General features: G+C 46.1%; 21 protein-coding genes and 1 tRNA gene. 9 read left to right on the top strand and 13 right to left on the bottom strand.

What is annotated here, in order from left to right:
• Positions 1-15 precede the first annotated feature (15 nt).
• From flgF to A8L45_RS15815, 7 genes are all read right to left on the bottom strand, one after another.
• The gene (gene flgF / locus A8L45_RS15845) at positions 16-765 is read right to left on the bottom strand and encodes a flagellar basal-body rod protein FlgF (protein ID WP_068904025.1); all 750 of its coding nucleotides are present in this window, start codon (positions 763-765) and stop codon (positions 16-18) included.
• Positions 766-963: 198 nt separating this feature from the next.
• Entirely contained in the window at positions 964-2265 is a 1302-nt protein-coding gene (flgE, locus tag A8L45_RS15840) for a flagellar hook protein FlgE (RefSeq protein WP_068904022.1), read from the bottom strand.
• A gap of 20 nt (positions 2266-2285) precedes the next feature.
• Positions 2286-3035, bottom strand: coding sequence for a flagellar hook assembly protein FlgD (gene flgD, locus A8L45_RS15835; RefSeq protein WP_068904020.1), 750 nt, complete (start codon positions 3033-3035; stop codon positions 2286-2288).
• A 15-nt stretch (positions 3036-3050) separates the two neighbouring features.
• Positions 3051-3467: a flagellar basal body rod protein FlgC gene (flgC, locus tag A8L45_RS15830; protein ID WP_068904018.1), complete on the bottom strand. Its 417-nt coding sequence runs from the start codon at positions 3465-3467 to the stop codon at positions 3051-3053.
• 3 nt (positions 3468-3470) lie between these two features.
• Positions 3471-3866: a flagellar basal body rod protein FlgB gene (gene flgB / locus A8L45_RS15825; protein ID WP_068904016.1), complete on the bottom strand. Its 396-nt coding sequence runs from the start codon at positions 3864-3866 to the stop codon at positions 3471-3473.
• A 358-nt stretch (positions 3867-4224) separates the two neighbouring features.
• Positions 4225-5052: a CheR family methyltransferase gene (locus A8L45_RS15820; protein ID WP_068904015.1), complete on the bottom strand. Its 828-nt coding sequence runs from the start codon at positions 5050-5052 to the stop codon at positions 4225-4227.
• Complete coding sequence (locus A8L45_RS15815) at positions 5049-5999, bottom strand: chemotaxis protein (RefSeq protein WP_068904012.1); 951 nt, start codon at positions 5997-5999, stop codon at positions 5049-5051. Before A8L45_RS15815 ends, A8L45_RS15820 begins: the two co-directional genes overlap by 4 nt.
• An 84-nt stretch (positions 6000-6083) precedes the next feature.
• Here A8L45_RS15815 and flgA point away from each other — a divergent pair, with 84 nt between their 5' ends.
• From flgA to A8L45_RS15800, 3 genes are all read left to right on the top strand, one after another.
• Positions 6084-6818 (top strand): flagellar basal body P-ring formation chaperone FlgA, encoded by a 735-nt coding sequence (gene flgA / locus A8L45_RS15810; RefSeq protein WP_245680745.1) that lies wholly within the window; start codon positions 6084-6086, stop codon positions 6816-6818.
• A 109-nt stretch (positions 6819-6927) separates the two neighbouring features.
• Positions 6928-7254, top strand: coding sequence for a flagellar biosynthesis anti-sigma factor FlgM (flgM, locus tag A8L45_RS15805; protein ID WP_068904011.1), 327 nt, complete (start codon positions 6928-6930; stop codon positions 7252-7254).
• A gap of 6 nt (positions 7255-7260) precedes the next feature.
• The gene (locus A8L45_RS15800; RefSeq protein WP_068904009.1) at positions 7261-7698 is read left to right on the top strand and encodes a flagella synthesis protein FlgN; all 438 of its coding nucleotides are present in this window, start codon (positions 7261-7263) and stop codon (positions 7696-7698) included.
• Positions 7699-7800: 102 nt separating this feature from the next.
• Here the strand turns inward: A8L45_RS15800 and A8L45_RS15795 are convergent, their stop codons facing one another.
• Complete coding sequence (locus A8L45_RS15795; RefSeq protein ID WP_068904006.1) at positions 7801-8229, bottom strand: LPP20 family lipoprotein; 429 nt, start codon at positions 8227-8229, stop codon at positions 7801-7803.
• A 13-nt stretch (positions 8230-8242) separates the two neighbouring features.
• Entirely contained in the window at positions 8243-8878 is a 636-nt protein-coding gene (locus A8L45_RS15790; protein ID WP_068904004.1) for a FlgO family outer membrane protein, read from the bottom strand.
• Positions 8879-9088: 210 nt separating this feature from the next.
• Between A8L45_RS15790 and A8L45_RS15785 the strand changes: the two genes are divergently transcribed.
• Together A8L45_RS15785 and A8L45_RS15780 are read left to right on the top strand one after the other, a co-directional pair.
• A complete protein-coding gene (locus tag A8L45_RS15785; RefSeq protein ID WP_068904002.1) occupies positions 9089-10222 on the top strand; it encodes a flagella assembly protein FlgT in 1134 nt (377 codons plus the stop codon).
• A gap of 73 nt (positions 10223-10295) precedes the next feature.
• Positions 10296-10371, top strand: a tRNA-Arg gene (locus A8L45_RS15780).
• 191 nt (positions 10372-10562) lie between these two features.
• Here A8L45_RS15780 and gltX read toward each other — a convergent pair.
• From gltX to ligA, 3 genes are all read right to left on the bottom strand, one after another.
• The gene (gene gltX, locus A8L45_RS15775) at positions 10563-11987 is read right to left on the bottom strand and encodes a glutamate--tRNA ligase (protein WP_068904000.1); all 1425 of its coding nucleotides are present in this window, start codon (positions 11985-11987) and stop codon (positions 10563-10565) included.
• 169 nt (positions 11988-12156) lie between these two features.
• Positions 12157-13179, bottom strand: coding sequence for a porin (locus A8L45_RS15770; protein WP_068903998.1), 1023 nt, complete (start codon positions 13177-13179; stop codon positions 12157-12159).
• A 477-nt stretch (positions 13180-13656) separates the two neighbouring features.
• Positions 13657-15666, bottom strand: coding sequence for an NAD-dependent DNA ligase LigA (gene ligA, locus A8L45_RS15765; RefSeq protein WP_068903996.1), 2010 nt, complete (start codon positions 15664-15666; stop codon positions 13657-13659).
• A gap of 324 nt (positions 15667-15990) precedes the next feature.
• Between ligA and A8L45_RS15760 the strand changes: the two genes are divergently transcribed.
• On the top strand, positions 15991-17556 hold the full coding sequence (locus A8L45_RS15760; protein WP_068903994.1) for a lytic polysaccharide monooxygenase: 1566 nt from the start codon (positions 15991-15993) through the stop codon (positions 17554-17556).
• Positions 17557-17630: 74 nt separating this feature from the next.
• On the opposite strand, the gene zipA is transcribed toward A8L45_RS15760, so the two are convergent.
• Positions 17631-18503: a cell division protein ZipA gene (zipA, locus tag A8L45_RS15755; protein WP_068903992.1), complete on the bottom strand. Its 873-nt coding sequence runs from the start codon at positions 18501-18503 to the stop codon at positions 17631-17633.
• Between the two features lie 280 nt (positions 18504-18783).
• Between zipA and cysZ the strand changes: the two genes are divergently transcribed.
• The 3 genes from cysZ (at position 18784) to A8L45_RS15740 (ending at position 21324) form a co-directional block, all read left to right on the top strand.
• On the top strand, positions 18784-19545 hold the full coding sequence (gene cysZ, locus A8L45_RS15750) for a sulfate transporter CysZ (protein ID WP_068903990.1): 762 nt from the start codon (positions 18784-18786) through the stop codon (positions 19543-19545).
• A 238-nt stretch (positions 19546-19783) separates the two neighbouring features.
• Positions 19784-20752 carry a cysteine synthase A gene (gene cysK / locus A8L45_RS15745; protein ID WP_068903988.1) on the top strand — a complete coding sequence of 323 codons (969 nt, stop codon included), beginning with the start codon at positions 19784-19786 and terminating at the stop codon, positions 20750-20752.
• 314 nt (positions 20753-21066) lie between these two features.
• The gene (locus A8L45_RS15740) at positions 21067-21324 is read left to right on the top strand and encodes an HPr family phosphocarrier protein (protein WP_068903986.1); all 258 of its coding nucleotides are present in this window, start codon (positions 21067-21069) and stop codon (positions 21322-21324) included.
• Positions 21325-21371: the final 47 nt, after the last annotated feature.

The raw sequence follows: 21371 nt of genomic DNA, 5'->3' as shown, positions 1-21371 counted from the left end.
GCAACTTCCTCTTACTTAACCCAGACGCAGCAGAGAGCTGGATGCCTGATCCATTTCTTCTGCCGTTTTCATTAGTTTGACCTGCATTTCAAAATGACGCTGAAGCTCGATCATATTGGTCATTTCACCGACGGCATTGACGTTACTGCCCTCCAATGCACCTTTCTCCAGTGTCACCCCTGCATCTGCAGGGTAAATAACGCCGGGATTGATGGAGCGGAATAAACCGTCACTGCCTTTTGTCAGCTCTTGGTTATCAGGCCTGACAAGTTTAATTCTATCTACAACCTGAATCGCTTCTGGCGGTGCACCTTTTGGTAACACAGAAACGGTGCCGTCTTTGCCAATTTCAATTTTCGAGACAGGTAGAGGGATGAATATAGGGGCACCAGATTCGCCTGCAACAAGGTGTCCACTGGTATTTTGTAGAAGGCCAGTTTCATCCACTTTCAGGTGACCGGAGCGGGTATAGCTTTCCTGCCCCTGATTATCCAGCACGGCGAGCCAGCCATCTCCCCTTATAGCAACATCCAGATCGCGACCTGTAGTGACCGTCGCCCCTTGGGCTGAATTAAACCCCGGTCTCTCTGTCATATTGAACACACGGGTTGGTAAACCCTCGCCATACGCCTGCATTGATCGCGCTTGCTCTAAATCAGCACGAAAACCAGTTGTGCTCACGTTAGCAAGGTTGTTGGCCCGCAGTTGCATAGCTTGCATATCTTGTTTTGCGCCGCTCATGGCGAGGAATAATGCGCGATCCATGAATTGTTTCCCCCTTCGATTACTTTAACTAAAGCAAAAAGGGTGCCAACAGGTAACTCTGTGTATTTGACGGGAATTGTGAGGTTTGAGGCAGTCTGTCAGGTGTTCCATCAAAAGTGTGCGCCAAAAACTCGCCACTGGGAAAAAAATTGCCGCCAAATGGCGGCAATAAGCGTTTGTTGTTCCGTAACCAGAAGATTAACGAAGTTGCAGAATAGTCTGTTGCATCTGGTTACCGACTTCAAGCGAACGGGAGTTAGCCTGGAAGTTTCGTTGAGCAGTGATGAGGTCAACCAGTTCTTGGGTCATATCGATGTTTGATTGCTCAATGGTACCACTTTTGATACGACCAAAAGCACCCGTCATACCTTCGCCATAGACTGCATCACCCGATGTGGTTGTCACCTTCCATTGCGTGTTACCCGTCTGGCTCAACCCCTGCTCATTCGGAACACGAACCAGGGCAACCCGGCCCAGTGCCACGTTTTCACCGTTACTGTATGACGCCATGATGGTGCCACGAGCATCAATATCTACTTTCGCGAGGTAGCCGGTCGTTGCTCCATCTTCGGAGAATTTACGAAGCTCGAAAGGTGCAGCGTATTGTGTTGGCTCATCATAATTAATGTTCAGAGTCTGCGTATCGTCAGCACCATTCATGCTGATACCAGCACTGTTGAACGTCTCTGAGACAACGGGGTTACCACTGTTGACTGTGTTTACTGAACCATCTGTATTAAATGAAACCGTATGCCCGCCGTGCCCTGACGCACTAGATACATCCCCGGTCGAGATATCGATAGGCTGCTCGCCATTTGAATCTGTTATTGTGTAATAAACCGCCCAAGTATTGGGTGCTGCGTTACTTTTCACATAGTAGCTGGTCATTTTGTAGGGTTGACCAAGAGAGTCAAAAACCGTGGAGGATGTTGCTTTGTTGTAGGTCGCCGGGTCGTTATAGTCGAAAGCTGCTGGCGATTTCTCAGGTGCCGCAGCTGGCAGATTCAGGCCAACATCAATGTTTTGCGATGACTTTGGCTGACCAAACTGATCGGGTACGTTCATTGATTTAGGTTCAAAAGAACCAACTTGCTGGGTTTCATTATCTACGTTGTAGCCCAACAGGTATTGCCCTTCAGCATTGACAATATTGTTGTCTTTGTCCAAATGGAACGAGCCGTTACGGGTGAGATAATTGTCCTGAGCAACTAAAGGATCATCAGTCACAGCAAAAAAGCCATTACCGCTGACTCTCAAATCCAGAGGGTTGTTGGTATAAATACTTGAACCTTCGTGGAATTGCTGTGCAACCAAAGCAGTCTGTACACCGCCACCTGTTGTGGTCTTAGTGTTTGAGAAAATAGAAGCTGAATACACATCACCAAACTCGGCCCGCGACTCTTTAAAGCCGTAGGTATTGGCATTGGCAATGTTGTTACTGGTTGTATTCATGTCTTTTTGAGCAGCGCCCAAACCACTCAGTGCGATATTTAATGACATTGCAGATACTCCTTTGTCCCTTAGCTCGCGCTTACCATACCGACTTCGGCATTACCTACTTCGAGTACTTCGGCAAGTTTCACCGGAGACTCAAAACCAGCAAGGTTTAGCATGACGTTACCGTCACCGTTACCAAGCAGGACACTATTTACATTAGCGTATGTCGAAAGTTCAAAATCCTGAGACTTGCCCTCGACAAGACCGCTCACTTTTACCTTGTATTTACCTTCCGGCATGGGATTGCCATTTTCATCATTTCCATCCCATTCGACTCTGTGGTCGCCGGCCGATTTGCTGCCCAGGTCTATGGTACGAAGCACCTGCCCCTGAGCATTTTCAATTCTTGCCACGGCACCATCAACAGCCTGTGGCAATGCAACCATAGCGGCAATTCCACCCGTGGCTTTCTTCACGCCTTCATTGCCCGGCACCAATACATCACGGCCCACCAGCGACGAGGCCTGAAGTGCCTGATTAGACGTCATTGCTGAGTTCAACGTGCCAAATTGGGTATTCATCTTGCCAATACCATCTACGGTCGCAAATGACGCCATCTGGGCAATCATTTGTTCGTTACTGACTGGCTTGAACGGATCTTGCTGAGAGAGTTGCTGCGTCAGCAGGGACAAGAAATCTTCCTGTTTCAGATCTGTCTGACCTGAAACTTTATCCTGACTATTCTCTTTCAGCTGCTTTTGCTGTAACTCTTTTAGCTGGTCCATATAGCTGGACGCACCGCTGCTCGCTCCAGCACCTTCCAGTAAACTCATGATCTACCTCTCCCGTTACTCGCCGAGCTGCAGCGTGCGCATTAACATCTGCTTGCTCGCCTCAGCAACCTGTGCATTCGTCTGATAAGATCGTGACGCGGAAATCATGTTTGCCATCTCTTCCATCACGTTAACGTTTGGTTTGTAGATGTAACCTTCCGCATTTGCCATTGGATGGTCAGGCATATACTCAGCCTCCAATGGTTTTTGACTTTCTACGATACCTGCGACCCGAACTGGTACACTTTCACCCTGTTGTGATTTAAAGCGGTTAAGCTCTGCCGCAAACACTGGATGACGTGCTTTATATGTTTCGTCTGCCGAACTGGTGACGGCATTCGCGTTGGCTAGGTTGCTTGATGTGGTGTTTAACCTGACCGCCTCTGCGCTCATGGCCGAACCTGTTACATCAAATACATTAAACAGACTCATCCGTTACTCCCCTTTCAACGCCTTTGTCATATTTCTGAACTTAGACCCAAGAAAATCCAGTGACGCTTGGTACTCAAGGGCATTTTGCATAAACAGATTGTTTTCAACCTGTGCGTCAACCGTGTTACCGTCGCCAGTGTCCGGTTGATTTGGAATGCGATACATTTTTTCGCCAACAACGTTACTTGTGGCAGGGATATGCCGCCCGTCTGTACGACTCAGGCCAATTTTTGCCCCAGATGTTGCCGCTGCAAGGGCTTTTTCAAAATTAACGTCCTGCGCCTTGTAGCCGGGAGTGTTGGCGTTAGCAAGGTTACTGGCCAGTGTTTCAGCGCGCTTAGCCCTGACACCCACTGTGTATTGATGAACACCCAATGCTTTATCAAATGAAATTGCCATTTGTAACCTCCGTAATACTCCATGATTAATCAGCAATAAAAATGCCAACTTTTCTCTCACAACAGAATATCTTTTACTTTTTGATTAAAAACGGGTTTTTAACTTTGTTATTTATCGCCATATAAAAAACAGAGAGGCAAAAGCTATGCCACCAATGACAAAAGCGGCAAAGTATCTTGTCTTCGGTCGGAGGGTGCCGGATATGACCATTAGGGATTAATTATGCAAACAGAGGCCTGATTGTGGTTATAGTGAAGCGTGAAAGGTGTAGCCAGAGACAAGAGATTGATTCAGAGAGGGCCGCAGATGCGGCCATTAATAGGGAGACTGTCTCGTCGTAAAAAGAAGGGCCAAAGAGTTATTTTAACTTGTAGACAATGCCTGGATTACAACGAATCATATCGAACCTGTCTGTTAAACCCGTCAGCGACTCTGATGCACCGAGAAAGAGGTACCCTCCTGGGTTAAGGCAGTCTGCCAAGCGGTTAAGAACATCCGCCTTCTTCGCTGGTGAGAAGTAAATCAGTACATTACGGCAAAATATGATGTCAAACTTACCCAGTAAGGAGTAACTATCAAGTAAGTTCTGCTGACGGAAGTTGATCACTCGTTTGAGGGTATCTTTTACCTTCATCTTGCCGTCACCAGCATCATCAAAGAACTGTCTCTTTCTCGCTTCAGATAATCCACGACTCAGCGCGAGGTTGTCATAAACACCCAATCGGCACCTGTTGAGCATGTCAGATGAAATATCTGTTGCGGTGATACTGGCCTCTGAAATGAGTCCCGGTCTTTTTGAAGATAACTCCTGAATCGCCATTGCAATAGAATATGGTTCCTGTCCAGAAGAACTGGCCGCAGACCAAATTTTCAATGGCTTTCCTCGACGTACCATTTCGGGAATGATGGTGCCAGACAGTATCTCAAACGGATAGAAATCACGAAACCATAGGGTCTCGTTGGTTGTCATCGCATCAATGGCTTCCACCGCCAAATCCCTGTGACGCCCTGAGACAACCAGTTGCAACAGCTCGGACATTGAACTGATTTTGTTGCGGGAGAGAAGTGGACCTAACCGGCTTCTGACAAGATACTGTTTACTTTCTCCGAGAACTATTCCGCATTTGGATTCCAGGTACTTACAAAACTCTTGATACTCTTGATCTGTTATCGCTATGTTTGTCATTTATCGTTTTTTTCTCGCCTAATTTTGACGACATTAAGAATGGCAGCACTAAGCTCATCTGGATCAAACTTTGGTATAAATGAATCTGCACCAACCCGCTGAACCATAGCTTCATTAAATACACCACTAAGTGAAGAGTGCAATACTACATGAAGATCTTTGAGGCGAGTATCTTTTCGGATTTCTGTCGTAAGGGTATATCCGTCCATTTCTGGCATTTCAATATCAGAAATCACCAATGCTAACCTAGACACTATATCTTCCTGTGTGGCAATTTGCTTTAACTGCCGCAGCGCATCACCACCATCTTCTGCCAACAATACTTCAAAACCCAGCGCCTCTACCGTTCGTCTTACCTGACGTCGGGCAACACTGGAATCATCTGCAATAAGGATTATCTCAGTTTGTTCAGAATTTTCATCCTCAATCTCAGCTTTCTGAGACAGAACCTCATCACTGATTTCCTCATTCACAGGCGAGATTTTATTGAGTATTTTTTCTACATCAAGTATCTCTACCAACTCATCATCAATATCTGTCACAGCTGTGAGAAAGTTTTCTTTGCCGGTTCCGTCTGGTGGTGGAAGGATTTTTTCCCAGTGCATGTTTACGATTCGATCAACAGACCCGACAAGGAAGCCCTGTGTCGTCCGATTAAACTCGGAAATGATCATAAATCGATTTTCCGGATCAGGTATGGCGGGACCGCCTGTGGCCAGGCTCATATCAATAACAGACACCGTTAACCCACGGATATGTGCCATTCCTTTCACCAGCGGATGCATCTTAGGAGCCACGGTGAGTTTTGGGCACTGCAATACCTCTTTCACTTTGAAAACGTTAATACCATAACGCTGTCTGGTCATCAGCTTGAACGTAAGCAACTCAAGACGGTTTTGCCCGACAAGCTGCGTACGTTGATTAACCGTATCAAGGATCCCCGACATAACTACACTCCGTAAGATGCAGCACGTTAACCCGCCCTTATTTTTTTACTGCGGATTATCTCTCTGCGCAATCGGTCACTTATAATGGTAGAGTCTGTTGAAATACTAACCACCGAGCACCGCATGATACGCATCCGAACACTCTGGCTTATTTCTTTTGTGCTTTTAAGCTTTAGCTCAAGTATAGCCGCTGCGACAACAAATCAACTTGTAGCAGTAAAGCAAGCTGCACAGCAAGAAGTAGCGAGGTCTATTGACAAACCATTAAACGGTCAAATGATTATCCGGGCGGGAAATATAGATAGCAGAGTGAAGCTCACCGACTGCCCCGAACCACTCAAAACGCAGATACCCGGGAGACAGACGATAAAAACCAGTGCCACGGTGTTGGTGACTTGTCTGGCTGATAACTGGCAATTGTATGTACCGGTCAAGATAAGAGTGCTCAGTCCTGTCGTTACCGCTTCTCGTCCTCTCGACCGAGGAGTCGCACTTACTGCTGCTGATATGACAGTCCAAATGGTTGATGTTGGCTTCCAGCGTGGACAAACTTACACACAGAAGGAAGCATTGGTGGGATCACGTGTCAAACGTACCGTCGGTATAGGTCAACCCATTCAGGGAACGGACATTTGCATGGTGTGTCGTAGTGATGAAGTTGTGATCAACGCTGCAGGTGACTTGATTAATATTACTGCAAAAGGCACGGCCATGAGCGATGGGTCGCTGGGCGATCGCATCAAAGTGCGTAACTCGAAATCAAAGCGAATTGTTGATGCTACAATTACTGGAGTAGGAACGGTGACAGTAAGCTTCTAAATTTATTTGAAAAGAAGTCTAAAGTTTCTCAGTAATAGCCGATAAGAAGAGTAACTATGGCTATTACGCCACGTCAATCAGGCTCAATTGCCAAAAGAAAGGCTAACACATGGCAGGTACAATAAATCATTTGCGCCCGGGGCAACAACTGGAACAAAGCAGTAATGCTCAGAGCAAGAAAACGCAGGTAGCAGCGAACAAAGCTGAGGATGGCACTGTTGAAAAAAGTGGCACGAAAAACGATGCGGTATCAATAAGCAGTGAAAGCCGTGCCATTGGAGTTCTTAACCAACAGATAGCTGGTCAGGATCAGTTCGATGCAGCGAAAGTTGACAAGATTAAATCAGCTATCGCCAACGGTTCGTATCAAATCGATGCTGATAAGCTGGCACTAAATATGCTTAAGTTTGAAGACGAGTTGAGCAGCAAAGAATAACGTCTCATGTCAGACCTGAATAAATTGTCATCTTTGACCGACCTGCTTGCTGGGCAAATGCAGGCTGTTTGTGATCTTGAGGTAGTACTTCAAGAAGAAACACAAGCTATCGCGAACAGAAAGTCAGCTGATATACAAGAGTGTGCCAAACGCAAATTACAATTGCTTAACCTTATCCAGCAGCACGATGCGCTGATATCCCGTAACCCGGAGCTCAGCACTATTAAAGATGAACAGCAGGATGAGATAAACGCGATTAAACAGCAGTTGACCACATGCCAACATATCAACGAAGCTAATGGCGCTGCACTGCAACGAGCGCACTTGAGCATGCACAAGCTGAGAAATCTTTTTCAGGAGGCGACGGGTCGTTTTGAAATGACCTACGACGCAGGCGGTCAGGCGTCAGGTAGCAAGACGTTAGGCACTAACGTAAAAGCGTAAAACAAATAAGTACTCCAACAAAAAAGGCGCCGGTTGGGCGCCATTTTTTTGTCACAACTTTTTGGAAACGGCTAGTTACTGTTACTAATTAGCCGATATGTCTTAAAAGATAACAGTGCTTTGTTTCGGCACAGATTGCACATCACCGTATGCCATCATCTTTTTCATCTTACTCAGATCGAGCTGCATCTCAGTCACATAAGTGTCGCCAACAGGATAGCTGGAGAGCACTTCAGCGCCACGAATAACACCGTCAACAGCGCCGTCAACGCGGTCAACGCCCAAGCGCTCTCGGTCAACTTCCATTTCTCCACTCACTCGGTATCCATATACCTGCTCTGACAATTCGCGGTAAGCTTCAAGCTTTGACGCTTTCATCGCTTTAAAACGCTTTTCTTCAATCGTTCGGCCATCCTGAGCACTAATTGATGCACTGCCGACAGCACTGAGGACTTCATTGCTGTGCATCTGTGTCAGTGGCTGACAGGCCGTCAAAAAGATTGCCGTTACTAACAAAAACCATTTAGACATCTTCTCACCACCCTTAAGGCTTAATTACTATTGTGTTTTTCTTGATCTTACTCTGGTCATCACGAATGATCACACCATCCTGAATACGGACTTTTCTCAGCGTATCAAGATCGCGACCAATACGATCCGCAGGGAGAAAACCCTGTGCCGATGCCACTACAACCCGTGAACGCATACCAACAATACGGGCATTTACCAGTACCCCTCCGCCCTGTCGCAACATAGTACCTGTTAACACATAATCAATTTGTTGTGATGGATTGAGGTCACGCCAATTTCGGCTGACAGTAAAGTCACCATCGGGCGTAACTTTAATGGCTCCGGTTGTTTTAAAATCTATCACTGTGAAGCCACGGCGCTGCATCTGATATATCATGCCTTCGGTGACAGAGTTCCCCAGCCAGTTGGTTTCAGACATATCTTCTACGTCAACAAACGATACCACTGCCATTGGAGTTTTAGCTGTCAGATAGTTGTTGGTCTGCAATAACTCTTCAGCCACGCCATCAAGAAAATAATCTATTGTGTGTCGTGGTGTATTCTGAAGGGTAACAGGGCTACCAGTATACGGCCCTTTACCATTGTAAATAGGAGAGTAAGCACAAGACGCTGTGGTTAAACTCAGCAGGACTACTATCCACTTTTTCATATTGTTAGGCTCCGCACTATTCGGTAGTTGGTCTTATAAGGGCGCAATAGCACCCAGTTGTAACCAATTTTCTGCATCAGACCTTAAACAGGAACATTCTTTGCATCTATTCTCACGAAGCACTTGGCTGCTTCGACATGATTTTCGGCCTCTACGGCAGTGTTGCAATAGCTAAAGCAATATTTGTACCGATTATGGAATATCACAGAAATGAGTAAACGAACTGTTCTTTTATTGTTGGCATGCCTGCTCGGATTCTCACCTCTTGCGAATGCAACCTGGTATGAAGTCACCGGATACAGCGCCTTACTGAAGAGTAAATCTGATGCCAGAACACGGGCGTTGGAAGATGCTCTCTTTCAAGCGATTAAATTTTCTGGCGGTGATATATCGAGCGTAATAAGGCTTCGCCCTTATCTTGCAGAAGAGCGCAAAAACTACCAGTTTAGCGGGAATGATGTCAGAGAGATTAATATCGTCGATGTCAGAACGTCCACCAAAGCGGTAACAGTGACGGCAAGAGTCAGTATTCATAAAACGGCAAAAGCTTGCCACAACACCCAATACCGTAAGTCTTTAGTGATCAGTCACTTTGGCATCGTACATCCGCAACATGCCGCCTTAGGCGGAATCTTTCGCTTTGGCGACGATTTCACCACTCTTTTACAACGCCAGTTTGATAAACAATCGCAAAGTTTTGTTGTAAGCAAGGTGTCAGACGTTGCTATCTCGCCGGGTAACCCCTCAGTCAACACCATGATTGCTGAGGATAATGATGCGCAGTACCTGATCACAGGCGCCATTACCGATATGACAGCAACCCTCGATGAGCGAATCTTTCGTCGCGATGGTGTTAATCGCCAACTGGCGGTATCGATTGATGTCATTGACGGTAAAAGTGGCGATGTGATTTACCAGAACAGTTACCGAGACATTGCAGCATGGCCGTTTGAAAACACCAGTAAAGTCGATACAAAAACAGCGCGGTTCTGGACCTCGTCTTACGGTGAAATGGCCCGGAGAATGAGCCGGAATATCATGCTAGATCTGGAGTCTTCTCTTTCATGCCGTGCAACATCGCCTGAAGTGATCGCATTCAACGGCGAGTATGGTCAAATTAATGTCGGTCGGATTCACGGTGTGAAAGTCGGCGATCAACTTCAACTTTGGCACAATGCATCATTTGTCGATCAATTCGGTAGCCACAGAAAACAATATCGTAAAAGCGAGATGACGCTGACTGTGACGAGAGTTTATGATCATTCGTCAGAGATCTCAGTTATGCCAGCCGAATTAGCAAGAAGTATTCAGATCGGCGATTTGGTAACCAAACAGGTCAATTAGAGAGGCTTTCCTCTTAATTTCATAACAGATTTAGGTATACTCTCAAAAAGGCAGCGTAAACCGCTGCCTTTGCGCTCCTATAGCTCAACAGGATAGAGCAGTCGCCTCCTAAGCGATCGATCGGGGTTCGAGTCCCTGTGGGAGCGCCATCACTTTCCTTTTATATCCTCTCTATTCTTATATCGATGCGGCTTATTGTCCGTAGTGTCTCTGAAATTTAAAATTATCACCCTCCACTCTTAATGTTCTCATCCACACGCACCATTTTTCTGTCAGACTGAAATAAAAAAGGCCACCCTTCGGCAGCCTTTTGAATCGTTGGATACGACTTTCGACAGTGTTATGCGTTAGCTTCGCGCTCGGCGATAAATGCCAATGCTTTGCCGATACGGCTGACCACACGGTCTTTACCCACCAGCTTCATGACCGCATCGACAGAAGGTGACTGACCAATACCAGTCACTGCTACACGAAGCGGCATACCGACTTTACCCATACCCAGTTCAAGCTCTTCACATGTATCAGCAATCACTTTGTGGAGGTTTTCTGTTGTCCACTCATCTACTGCTTCAACTTTGCTGCGTGCCAGCTCCAATGCTTCTTTTGCAACTGGGCGAAGGTGCTTCTTGGCTGCACCTGCATCGAATGCATCATACTCCTGATAGAAGTAGCGGCTCTGCTCTGCCAGTTCAATCAGCGTATTGCAGCGCTCACCAACCAGTTGAATCACTTCAGTGATTGTAGGTCCATCAGTAATATCAATACCTTTCTGGTCAAGATGCCATTGCAGATACTCAGCAACGTACTCAGGATCTGCTGTCTTAATGTAGTGATTGTTCAGCCACAGCAGCTTTTCGGTATTAAACGCAGAGGCAGATTTACTGATTGAGTCAAGGCTGAACAGCTTCACCATTTCTTCCAGCGAGAAGATCTCCTGATCACCATGTGACCAGCCCAGACGAACCAGATAGTTAAGAAGCGCCTGAGGCAGATAGCCTTCATCGCGGTATTGCATAACACTGACTGCACCATGACGTTTAGACAGTTTTGCTCCATCATCACCAAGAATCATCGCACAGTGAGCAAATTCAGGAACAGGGGCTCCCAATGCTTCATAAATGTTGATTTGACGCGGGGTGTTGTTGATATGATCTTCACCACGGACAACCTGAGTGATCCCCATGTCCCAGTCATCGACTACTACACAGAAATTGTAGGTTGGGCTGCCATCTGTGCGACGAATGATAAGATCATCCAGTTCACTGTTGGCAATCTCGATTTTGCCACGTACGTGATCATCAAATACCACAGTCCCTTCTTTCGGGTTGCGGAATCGAATCACGAACGGCGCATCCTCGGCAACATTTGTGTTCGCCTCAATGATTTTAGGATGATTGGCGTCGTAGCGTGGCTTTACGCCCGCAGCCATCTGCTCTTCACGGAGCTCATCAAGCAGATCTTTAGGGGCAAAACATTTGTAAGCTTTGTCTTCGGCCATCAACTGATCAATCAGTTGATTGTAACGGTCAAAACGTTTGGTCTGATAATGTGGGCCTTCATCCCAGTTCAAACCAAGCCATTCCATACCTTCCAGGATGGCATCAATCGCTTCCTGTGTTGAACGTTCTAAGTCAGTGTCTTCAATACGAAGAACAAACTGTCCACTCTTATGCTGAGCATATAACCAGGAATACAGTGCGGTACGCGCACCACCAACATGCAAAAAGCCGGTCGGGCTAGGAGCAAAGCGAGTTTTAACCGTCATTTGGCTGCCTTATTTCAATCAGAGTTTTAGCGGGTAAGGTCCCGAATTTTGTGGCGGCTATTGTATCACTCCTAACCGGATCTACAATTGCCACTGACAATGAAAAAGCCCAGCGAAAAGCCGGGCTTTGAAGACAGTCAAGTGAAGTTTAATTCGAAGTGACTACAAATTAGAAGTAGTACTCAAGGCCCATGCGCCAGCCAAGGTCAGAGTCCATATTCTTCGCATCAGGAGATGTATGAACCAGTCGGCCATATACAACCGCAGCTGGGTCTAGGCTGTAGATCAGCTGACCAGTTACAGCAGTGATGCCAGTATTTTCAACTTTTTTGCCGTTCACTTCATAATCATTGACACGACCAATGTTTGCATTCATGGTCCAGTTGTCTGCAAATGTCATATAGGCACCCAGCTTAACGCTGTCCTGCTGTTTCTCAGCGCCTTTGTCTGCCTGTGTTTTACCATGCAGATAAGCAACATGCGCACCATAACCATCCATATCAATGTTCAGGCCAGCAACAATCGCATTTGAATCACCAGCAGTTGCAGGAACTTTATCCGTTTTTGCAGTAATCACACGGTCATTGTCAGATTCGTAACCTACTTGCGCTGTCACGACATCCATAGTGTATTTAGCGCTGATACCGAAGAAGTTCGAATCTTTGTTATCTTCCTCACCGCGGCCAGCAGCCAATGAAACATTCAGGCCACTCAGATCTGCAGAGTCATAACGCAGCATGTTCGACTGACGGTCATAGTAAGCGTTGTCAGCTTTAGAAACGTTGAAACCTTCACCAGAGCTCTGGCCAGTGTAACCGTCAACAATTTCAAAAAGTGGAGTTAGCATGCGACCAATGCGTACTTTACCCGCATCAGCAAAATCAAGTCCCGCAAACGTGTCACGCACGCCCAGACCACTGCCTTCTCCTTTGTCACCAACATCGCCACCTTCCAGCTGCCAGAACAAAGATGGACCGCGAGCCAATTCAGCCGTGCCGCGCACACCAATACGTGATTCGTTATCAAATACCAGTGCATCATTTTTATAGTTTGGATTTTTAGCGACAGATACAGCGATTTGACCATAAAGGTCAACGGTATCAGTAGCAGGTTTAGCTGCAACTGACGCAGAAGCAAAAGCCAGAGAAGAAATAGCAACTGTCAGCATGCTACGTTTGAATTGATTATCCATGATAATACTCCTGAACATGGAAAAGTAATAACTCATGCTTAGCAGTGATTTACTAAGTCCGAAAATATGACCTAAGCACGAGGGGAAATAATGTTGACTAGAGGCGAACCTTTATCGACAGCAGCAGATTACGCTCAATATTTTCAAACTCAATAAAAAACAAACAATTAAAAATTAAAAATTTGAACATGCGCAAAATAAAAAATTAAATTTGATTTAAATCAAAAATAAACCACTGAGAAATGGATAAATAGAGATGAAAATAGGAAAAAGAGAGAAATTGATAGAGCTAGAAAACGCACTAAAAGTGTTTATTATTTAATCTAATTATCAATTTAATTATAAAAAATACATATTAAAAATCTATAAAACTATATTTACTGAATAATATATGAGCGGTTAGAGAATATTATTGGCTATATAATAACGTAAAAAAAGCCAGCTGACATGCTGGCTTTTTAACCACTCTTGAAATAATTAAGAGAGTAGATCTATCATCTGTTGTTCATCTATTATTTCAATACCAAGATCCTGTGCCTTGGTTAATTTTGAACCTGCCGCTTCGCCCGCGATTAACAAATCTGTTTTTGCAGAGACACTGCCCGTCACTTTTGCCCCCAGAGCCTGAAGTGCTGCTTTAGCATCTCCACGTGACATAATAGAAAGGCTACCCGTCAGAACGACCGTTTTGCCTGCAAGTGGTTGCGGCTGCGTCTCATCAGGGGTAGAAATCTCTGGCCAATGAATACCCGCTAGCAGTAAGCCTTCAATGACTTCCTCATTGTGAGGCTCAGAAAAGAACGAGACCAGATGGCGGGCAACTATTTCTCCCACATCCTGCACCTCAATGAGCTGTTCTTCATTGGCAGCTCGTATTGCATCTAAGGTTTTAAAATGGTTTGCAAGGTTAGCAGCCGTTGCTTCACCCACCTCTCGAATACCGAGAGAATAGATAAATCGTGACAGTGTGGTTTCTTTCGCCACATTCAGTGCATTGACCAAATTCTGTGCTGATTTAGGCCCCATTCGGTCAAGCATGGTTACCTGACCCGCAGAGAGCTTGAACAGATCAGCGGGTGTCTCAATTAATTCTCTATCGATTAACTGCTCGACAATCTTGTCGCCTAGACCATCAATATCCAGTGCTTTACGTGACGAGAAGTGTTTAATCGCCTCTTTGCGCTGTGCAAGACAGAATAAACCTCCACTGCAACGTGTGACGGCTTCACCCTCGATTCTCTCAACATGGGATTGGCAAACCGGGCACTCAGTAGGAAAAATAATGTCACGGGCATCATCAGGTCTGCGGCTCTCAACAATGCTGACAATCTGTGGGATCACATCACCTGCTCGACGAACGACGACAGTATCCCCCACTTTCACGCCAAGGCGCTCAATCTCATCAGCATTATGAAGAGTGGCATTTGATACCGTTACACCGCCAACAAAAACCGGGTCCAGTTTTGCTACCGGTGTGATCGCACCAGTCCTACCTACCTGAAATTCCACGTCTTCCAGCAGCGTGATTTCTTCTTGCGCAGGAAATTTGTATGCGATTGCCCAGCGGGGAGCCCGGGCAACAAAGCCCAACCTTTCTTGGGTAGCAACATCATCAACCTTAATGACAACCCCATCAATTTCGTATGGCAATGCCTCTCTGCGATTCGAAATATCCTGATAGTATGCCTTTACTTCTTCAAGGTTCTCAACGCGCTTTACTTCCGAACTTAGCGGTACTCCCCACTCTTTTAGCTGCTCCAGACGACCGACATGAGAGTCACCAAATGAATCAGACATTACGCCCACTGAGTATGCATAAAAGCTAAGTGGACGGGTCGCGGTAATCTTTGAGTCCAGTTGACGAAGGCTACCCGCGGCTGCATTACGGGGGTTGGCGAAAGTTTTTTCTCCCTTCTTCTCGTTGGTCTGATTAAGTTTTTCAAACCCGAGCTTAGGCATGAAGACCTCACCGCGTACTTCCAGTCGTTGAGGCCAGCCACTTCCCTGTAATCTAAGAGGTACATTACGGATGGTGCGAACATTCTGAGTAATGTTTTCTCCCGTCGTGCCGTCGCCACGTGTTGCCGCCTGAACAAGTACACCGTTCTCGTACATAAGGCTGACAGCGAGGCCGTCAAGCTTGGGCTCACAACTATAGTTGACCGTGGTATTGGCGGTGAGACGGTCTTTGAGGCGTTTTTCAAAACCATCTAAATCTTCATCATCGAAGGCATTGTCGAGTGACAACATCGGGATTTCGTGTTGTACCTGACTAAATGCAGAAAGTGGTTTCCCGCCAACACGCTGACTGGGAGAGTCAGAACTGATTAACTCTGGGTATTCGGCTTCTAACGCGAGAAGCTGCTGCATCATGCGATCATATTCCGCATCGGGTAACTCAGGGTTATCTTCAACGTAGTAAAGATGGCCATGATAATTGAGCTGTTCTTGCAATTCGGATAATTGCTGTTGAATGTCCGTGGTCATCGTAATGCCTGGTTTGATGTTTTGTCTTTGTGTCTGGCGGATGGTGCCACCAGCACTGTATTGGTTAGCGTGATAGTATACCCAATCAATGTAAAAATGCAGGGTTACATCTCTCCCAGTCATACCAGATTTAGTTTATGAAATAACGAAATAGGTGATACCAGTCAACGAAATGGCCTCCACTGTTTTTATCTATGAAATCATCCAATTTCTTTTTCGAGCAGGTTAATAATTAATCAATAGTGTATTTGCAAGCATCAGTGATTTATTCGAGATAGGTATGTGTAGACACAACACTATCAACATACCTATAAGGAAATCATTATGTTACGCCTATCATCCACTCGCTTAAGCGTTATTGCAGGGAGCCTTCTCACTGCTTTGATGTCAACAAGTGCTGTCGGTCACGGCTATATGGACTTCCCTGCTGCAAGGCAGGAAATATGTGACCGAGACAGCGGTCACTGGGATTCAGATGACGGCTCTACCATACCCAATCTGGCATGTAGGGCATCGTTTTTGACATCAAGCTGGACCCCTTTGGTTCAAAAACATGAATTTGCAAAACTCATTACTGATTACGACAGCCAATCGGCTGTTGAACTGGCTGTGCCGGATGGGCTTTTATGCTCAGGAGGAGACCCGGCGAAAAAGGGGATGTCTCTGCCCTCTCCTGACTGGCAAAAAACGGCGATAGACCCCGCTGCCAATGGCAAGCTCCGTCTGACCTATCGCGCCTCAACCCCACACAATCCCAGTTATTGGAAAATCTACTTATCAAATCAAAATTTTGATCCTGCGGTTGATGAACTGGGTTGGTCCGATGTAGAACTGATCGCTGAATTTGGCAACCTGCCTCTGACTGAAATTAATGGTAAGAAGTATTACCAAATGGATGTCACCCTTCCTACGGACAGGGTCGGTGATGCAGTCCTCTTCTCTCGATGGCAACGTAATGATGCTGCAGGCGAAGGCTTCTATAACTGTAGTGATATCAGCTTTGGTGGCGTCCTCCCGCCGACTGAGTGGATCAGTCTTGGCAGTGTGGTTAAGTCTTCAACCGTGGCAGAACCCGGAGACACTGTTTGGTTCCGTGTGTTCAATGGTCAGGGAAGTGAGCAGATTTTTGAAAAACTGCCTATCACCAGCAGCAATGATGACGAAAGTGTTTGGGCTTCTGAACTGGCAGAGAAGGTGAACGCAGAATTTTCAGATATCGCCCGCCTGGGTATCAAACAACCAGACGATACGGTTATCTGGGACAGCACTGACTTATTCAGTAATCTCGTTTACGTTAACGATAAAGCTGCAACCTTTCAGCTTGAGGTGAAAAAGCCAGCCTTAAATGCGCCGCCAGTTCTGTCAGGACCGTCCTCGCTTGAAGTGCAAAGTGGTAAATCGCTCACCTTTACAGTCAGCGCCACTGATCCTGACAGTCCGTCTCTGACCTTTTCAAGTGACAAAGGCACACTCACTGCCTCTGGAAACACGGCAAATGTAAGCTTTACTGCGCCTGTGACTGATTCTGATATCAGTGTTGGTATCCGGGTCACTGTTTCGGATGGTGAGCTATCTGATTCGATGGTCGTTAACGTTAACGTTTCCGGAGAGATCACTGACTCGACGTGGGATAAAGATACAACCTACATGGCCGGCGATACCGTCGTTCACAAGGGAGTGACTTACAAAGCCCAATGGTGGAATCAGGGGCAGGAGCCGGGTGCCACTGAAGTCTGGGTTGCTCAAGGCGGAGACAAAATTGGTGAATGGAGCGCGTCAAAAGCCTATACGACGGGAGAAACAGTTACCTACCAAGGGAGCAGCTATGAAGCAAAATGGTGGACTCGAGGTGACGTTCCTTCAGCTGGCGGTCCATGGAAACGACAATAGCCACACAACTCACTCGCCATTCACACTAAATAAAAAACGCCCCAATGGGGCGTTTTTTTCATTCCAAGTACCCATTAGGCTGGTTCGGAAAAGCTCTTAACCTGATCACGATATCCATCAAGACGTTGTGGCGTCATTAAGTTTCTCGCATCATCTGTTACCAAACCACCCAGTTGGTCCGCTACCTTCTGAGCGGTCTGAAGCATTAGCTTGAAGTTGTGCTCTGGGTCGCCATAACAAGGAAGCGTCATAAAGAATGAGATTCCCTCAGTGGTAAACTGGCTAATGTTCTCCATCGGAAAACTTCCCGGATTGTACATATTCGCAGCACTAAATAGGACTTTGCCCGTTCCAGAAAGATCCGCATGACGGTGGAAAATATCCATCTCACCGTGAATCATTCCGTTTTGCTCAAGGCTATTCATCAAGTCAACGCCGTTGAAATCACTGTTAGCCGATGCCTGAACATTGACAATCAACACCTGTTGCTTTGGCTCAGGTGCCGCAGTTTCAACTTCTTCTTCCGGTAAAGGGTCGGTGACGACCTCCGAAGATACCTCAACAGCGTCTGTGACCTCTCCGAGGGTATTCGACTCAGCTGTAGCTGCATTATTTGATGGTACGGCAGTATCGATATCATCTTTAAAATCGGCAAAAAGCGGGTCGATATCAGATTCACTCGACTCATCAAAACTCAAGCCAGGCTCTTTGCGCTGTTTCGCCTCGGGTTTATCAGTACCGCCCTTAATCACTCGAACCGCACCAATACCGTCATCGTCAAAGCTTTCAGTACTGTCTTCTTGTTTTTCGCCTTTAAGTTTCCCTAATGGCTTATCACCAAATTTTTCTGGCCGTTCTTTTCTGCTACTCCACAGACCGTGAATAATCAGCGCGGCAATTACCAACGCTCCCAGAACGATCAATACAAGGCGCAATTCCTGCATCATTTCATCTCAGCATGTGTTCAATTAGCGACGTATTACCATGGTGAGGGGTATCGTTTTTCACTCATCCCCCTGACACAACGTTATAGTAATGTCGCACAGACTTAGCCATTACTGTATCAAAAAGGAAATAAAAGTTAATGCCCAGAGGCCAGTTCTGTCTAAAAAGTGGTTGTTATATCTGACTTTTGGCGCGTCTATTGTTGAAAGAGTAAACAAGGAGAACCTTGTACATGCCATGGTAAAGCCATTACCATGTCAACAGACTTACAAAGGAGATGTTATGAATCCAGCGAACCTTGTACAACAACCTTCTTCTGGGGAGCGATATTTTATCAGGGGCTTTTCACTTGCTTTCACCCCAGGTATCCGTCGTTTTGTGATCATTCCGCTAATCATCAACCTACTGTTAATGGGTAGCCTGATCATGTTTGTTCTGTCTCAGCTGAATACTTGGCTCGATAGCTGGCTCTCCTACATACCGGGCTGGCTGGACTGGTTGACTTACCTTATTTGGCCGTTAGTTGCTATTGCTCTGTTGGTCGTATGCTCTTACTTTTTCAGTACCGTAGCTAACTGGATAGCCGCCCCGTTTAATGGCTTGCTATCAGAACACCTTGAGGCCAGACTCACGGGAAAACGCGCACCGGATACAGGGCTGGTTGACGTGCTAAAAGACTTACCACGAATATTTAAGCGGGAATGGCAAAAGCTTTGGTACTACCTTCCAAAAGCACTCGGCTTACTGCTGCTAATGTTGATACCCGCGATTGGTCAAACCTTAGGCCCAGTGCTGTGGTTTTTGTTCAGTGCATGGATGATGAGTATTCAATATTGTGACTATCCATTTGATAACCACAAAGTATCATTTGGCGACATGAAGCTATCATTGAGTGAAAGACGCGGTTCAGCACTAAGCTTTGGCAGTCTGGTCATGCTCTTTACCATGACACCAATACTTAACCTGTTTGTGATGCCGGCAGCAGTATGCGGCGCGACAGCGATGTGGGTTGATGAGTACAGAAATAAGCACGGTAACTATTAACACGCTGTAATGTAACCGAGGTTAACTCAAACGCGCTCGCTGAGGCTGCATAACACCTCCTGACTTAAAACACCTGGTCCTATTATAGATAAATGGGATCAGGTGGTTTCTTCCCTCGTTTTTCGCGATTAAACGACCCTCAAACAATATCATATAACTATCTGTTACTTTTCAATCTATCCACGCTGTATATGCTGTATTAACACGAAACGTATGACCATACGAAGGAACGATTGAGATGGGAAAAATTTACGAAGATAATTCAACAACAATTGGAAATACCCCACTGGTACGTTTGAACCGGGTAAGTAATGGGAATGTCCTGGTTAAGATTGAAGCACGTAACCCAAGCTTTAGTGTGAAGTGCCGTATTGGCGCAAACATGATTTGGAACGCAGAGAAGTCTGGTGAGCTCAAAGCGGGCACTGAACTGGTTGAACCAACGAGCGGAAACACAGGCGTCGCGTTAGCTTACGTAGCAGCTGCACGTGGTTATAAACTGACGCTGACCATGCCAGAATCGATGAGTCTGGAGCGCCGTAAGTTGCTCAAAGCGCTGGGTGCAAACCTGGTTCTTACAGAAGCACCAAAAGGCATGAAAGGTGCGATAGCCAAAGCGGAAGAAATTGTTGCTTCTGACCCATCCAAATATTTGATGCTACAGCAGTTCAACAACCCTGCGAACCCTGAAATTCACGAAAAAACAACGGGCCCTGAGATCTGGGAAGACACAGATGGTGAAGTTGACGTTTTCGTTTCTGGTGTAGGTACTGGTGGTACACTGACTGGCGTCAGCCGTTACATCAAACAAACAAAAGGCAAGGCGATCACAACCGTCGCAGTTGAGCCTACTGAATCTCCTGTCATTGCCCAAACTATTGCGGGTGATGAGGTTCAACCTGCTCCACACAAGATTCAAGGTATCGGTGCTGGATTCGTTCCTGGCAACCTGGATTTATCGCTGGTCGACAAAGTCGTTCAAGTTAGCTCTGATGACGCGATTGCAATGGCCCGTCGTCTGATGGAAGAAGAAGGTATTCTGGCTGGTATTTCTTCAGGTGCAGCAGTTGTTGCTGCAAACAGAGTTGCCGAGCTGCCTGAGTTTGCAGGCAAAAACATTGTTGCAATTTTGCCAAGTTCTGGTGAGCGTTACCTCAGCACAGCGTTGTTCGCTGGTATTTTCACTGAGCTAGAAAACCAACAATAATTTTCTGCGCGGCTTCACATAACCGCACTCTTAACCCATAAAAGCCCCGGTAGGGGCTTTTTTATTTGATTTTTCGAGCCCTCTCTAGTAAAAATTCCCCGCTATTTATTTTTAGCTCCAAAATAAAACAAAGCCACCTGATAAAGACACATGGCCTGTTGACGAAAAATGTCGTAAAAATTTGATACAGGTTAAGCCAAGGTGGGCAAATTCTGGCTAAATTAACCGCTATTATGGCTAATCGCCTGCAATAGGTTTAAGCTAGCCAAGTATTTATTACATGAACATAAATTATTAATGCATTGGGGTAAAACATGTATCAGAAGCAAGTAGAAATCACGGCTCCTAACGGTCTGCACACTCGTCCTGCGGCTCAGTTCGTAAAAGAAGCAAAAGGCTTTGATGCGAAAATTACTGTTGAGTCTAACGGTCGTGAAGCAAGCGCAACCAGCCTGTTTAAACTGCAAACTCTGGGTCTGACTCAAGGTACTGTTGTTACTATCAAAGCAGAAGGCGCAGAAGCGGAAAACGCGGTTGAAACTCTGGTTAAGCTGATGGACGAGCTGGAATAATCCGGCTCTTTTTTCATTTATCCATCATTACACTATTCAACGTAGGA

It is taken from the genome of Veronia pacifica (assembly GCF_001707825.1).
Classification (GTDB): domain Bacteria; phylum Pseudomonadota; class Gammaproteobacteria; order Enterobacterales; family Vibrionaceae; genus Veronia; species Veronia pacifica.
Note: the sequence above shows the minus strand (reverse complement) of the source record. Positions and strands in the feature narration are given on the sequence as shown.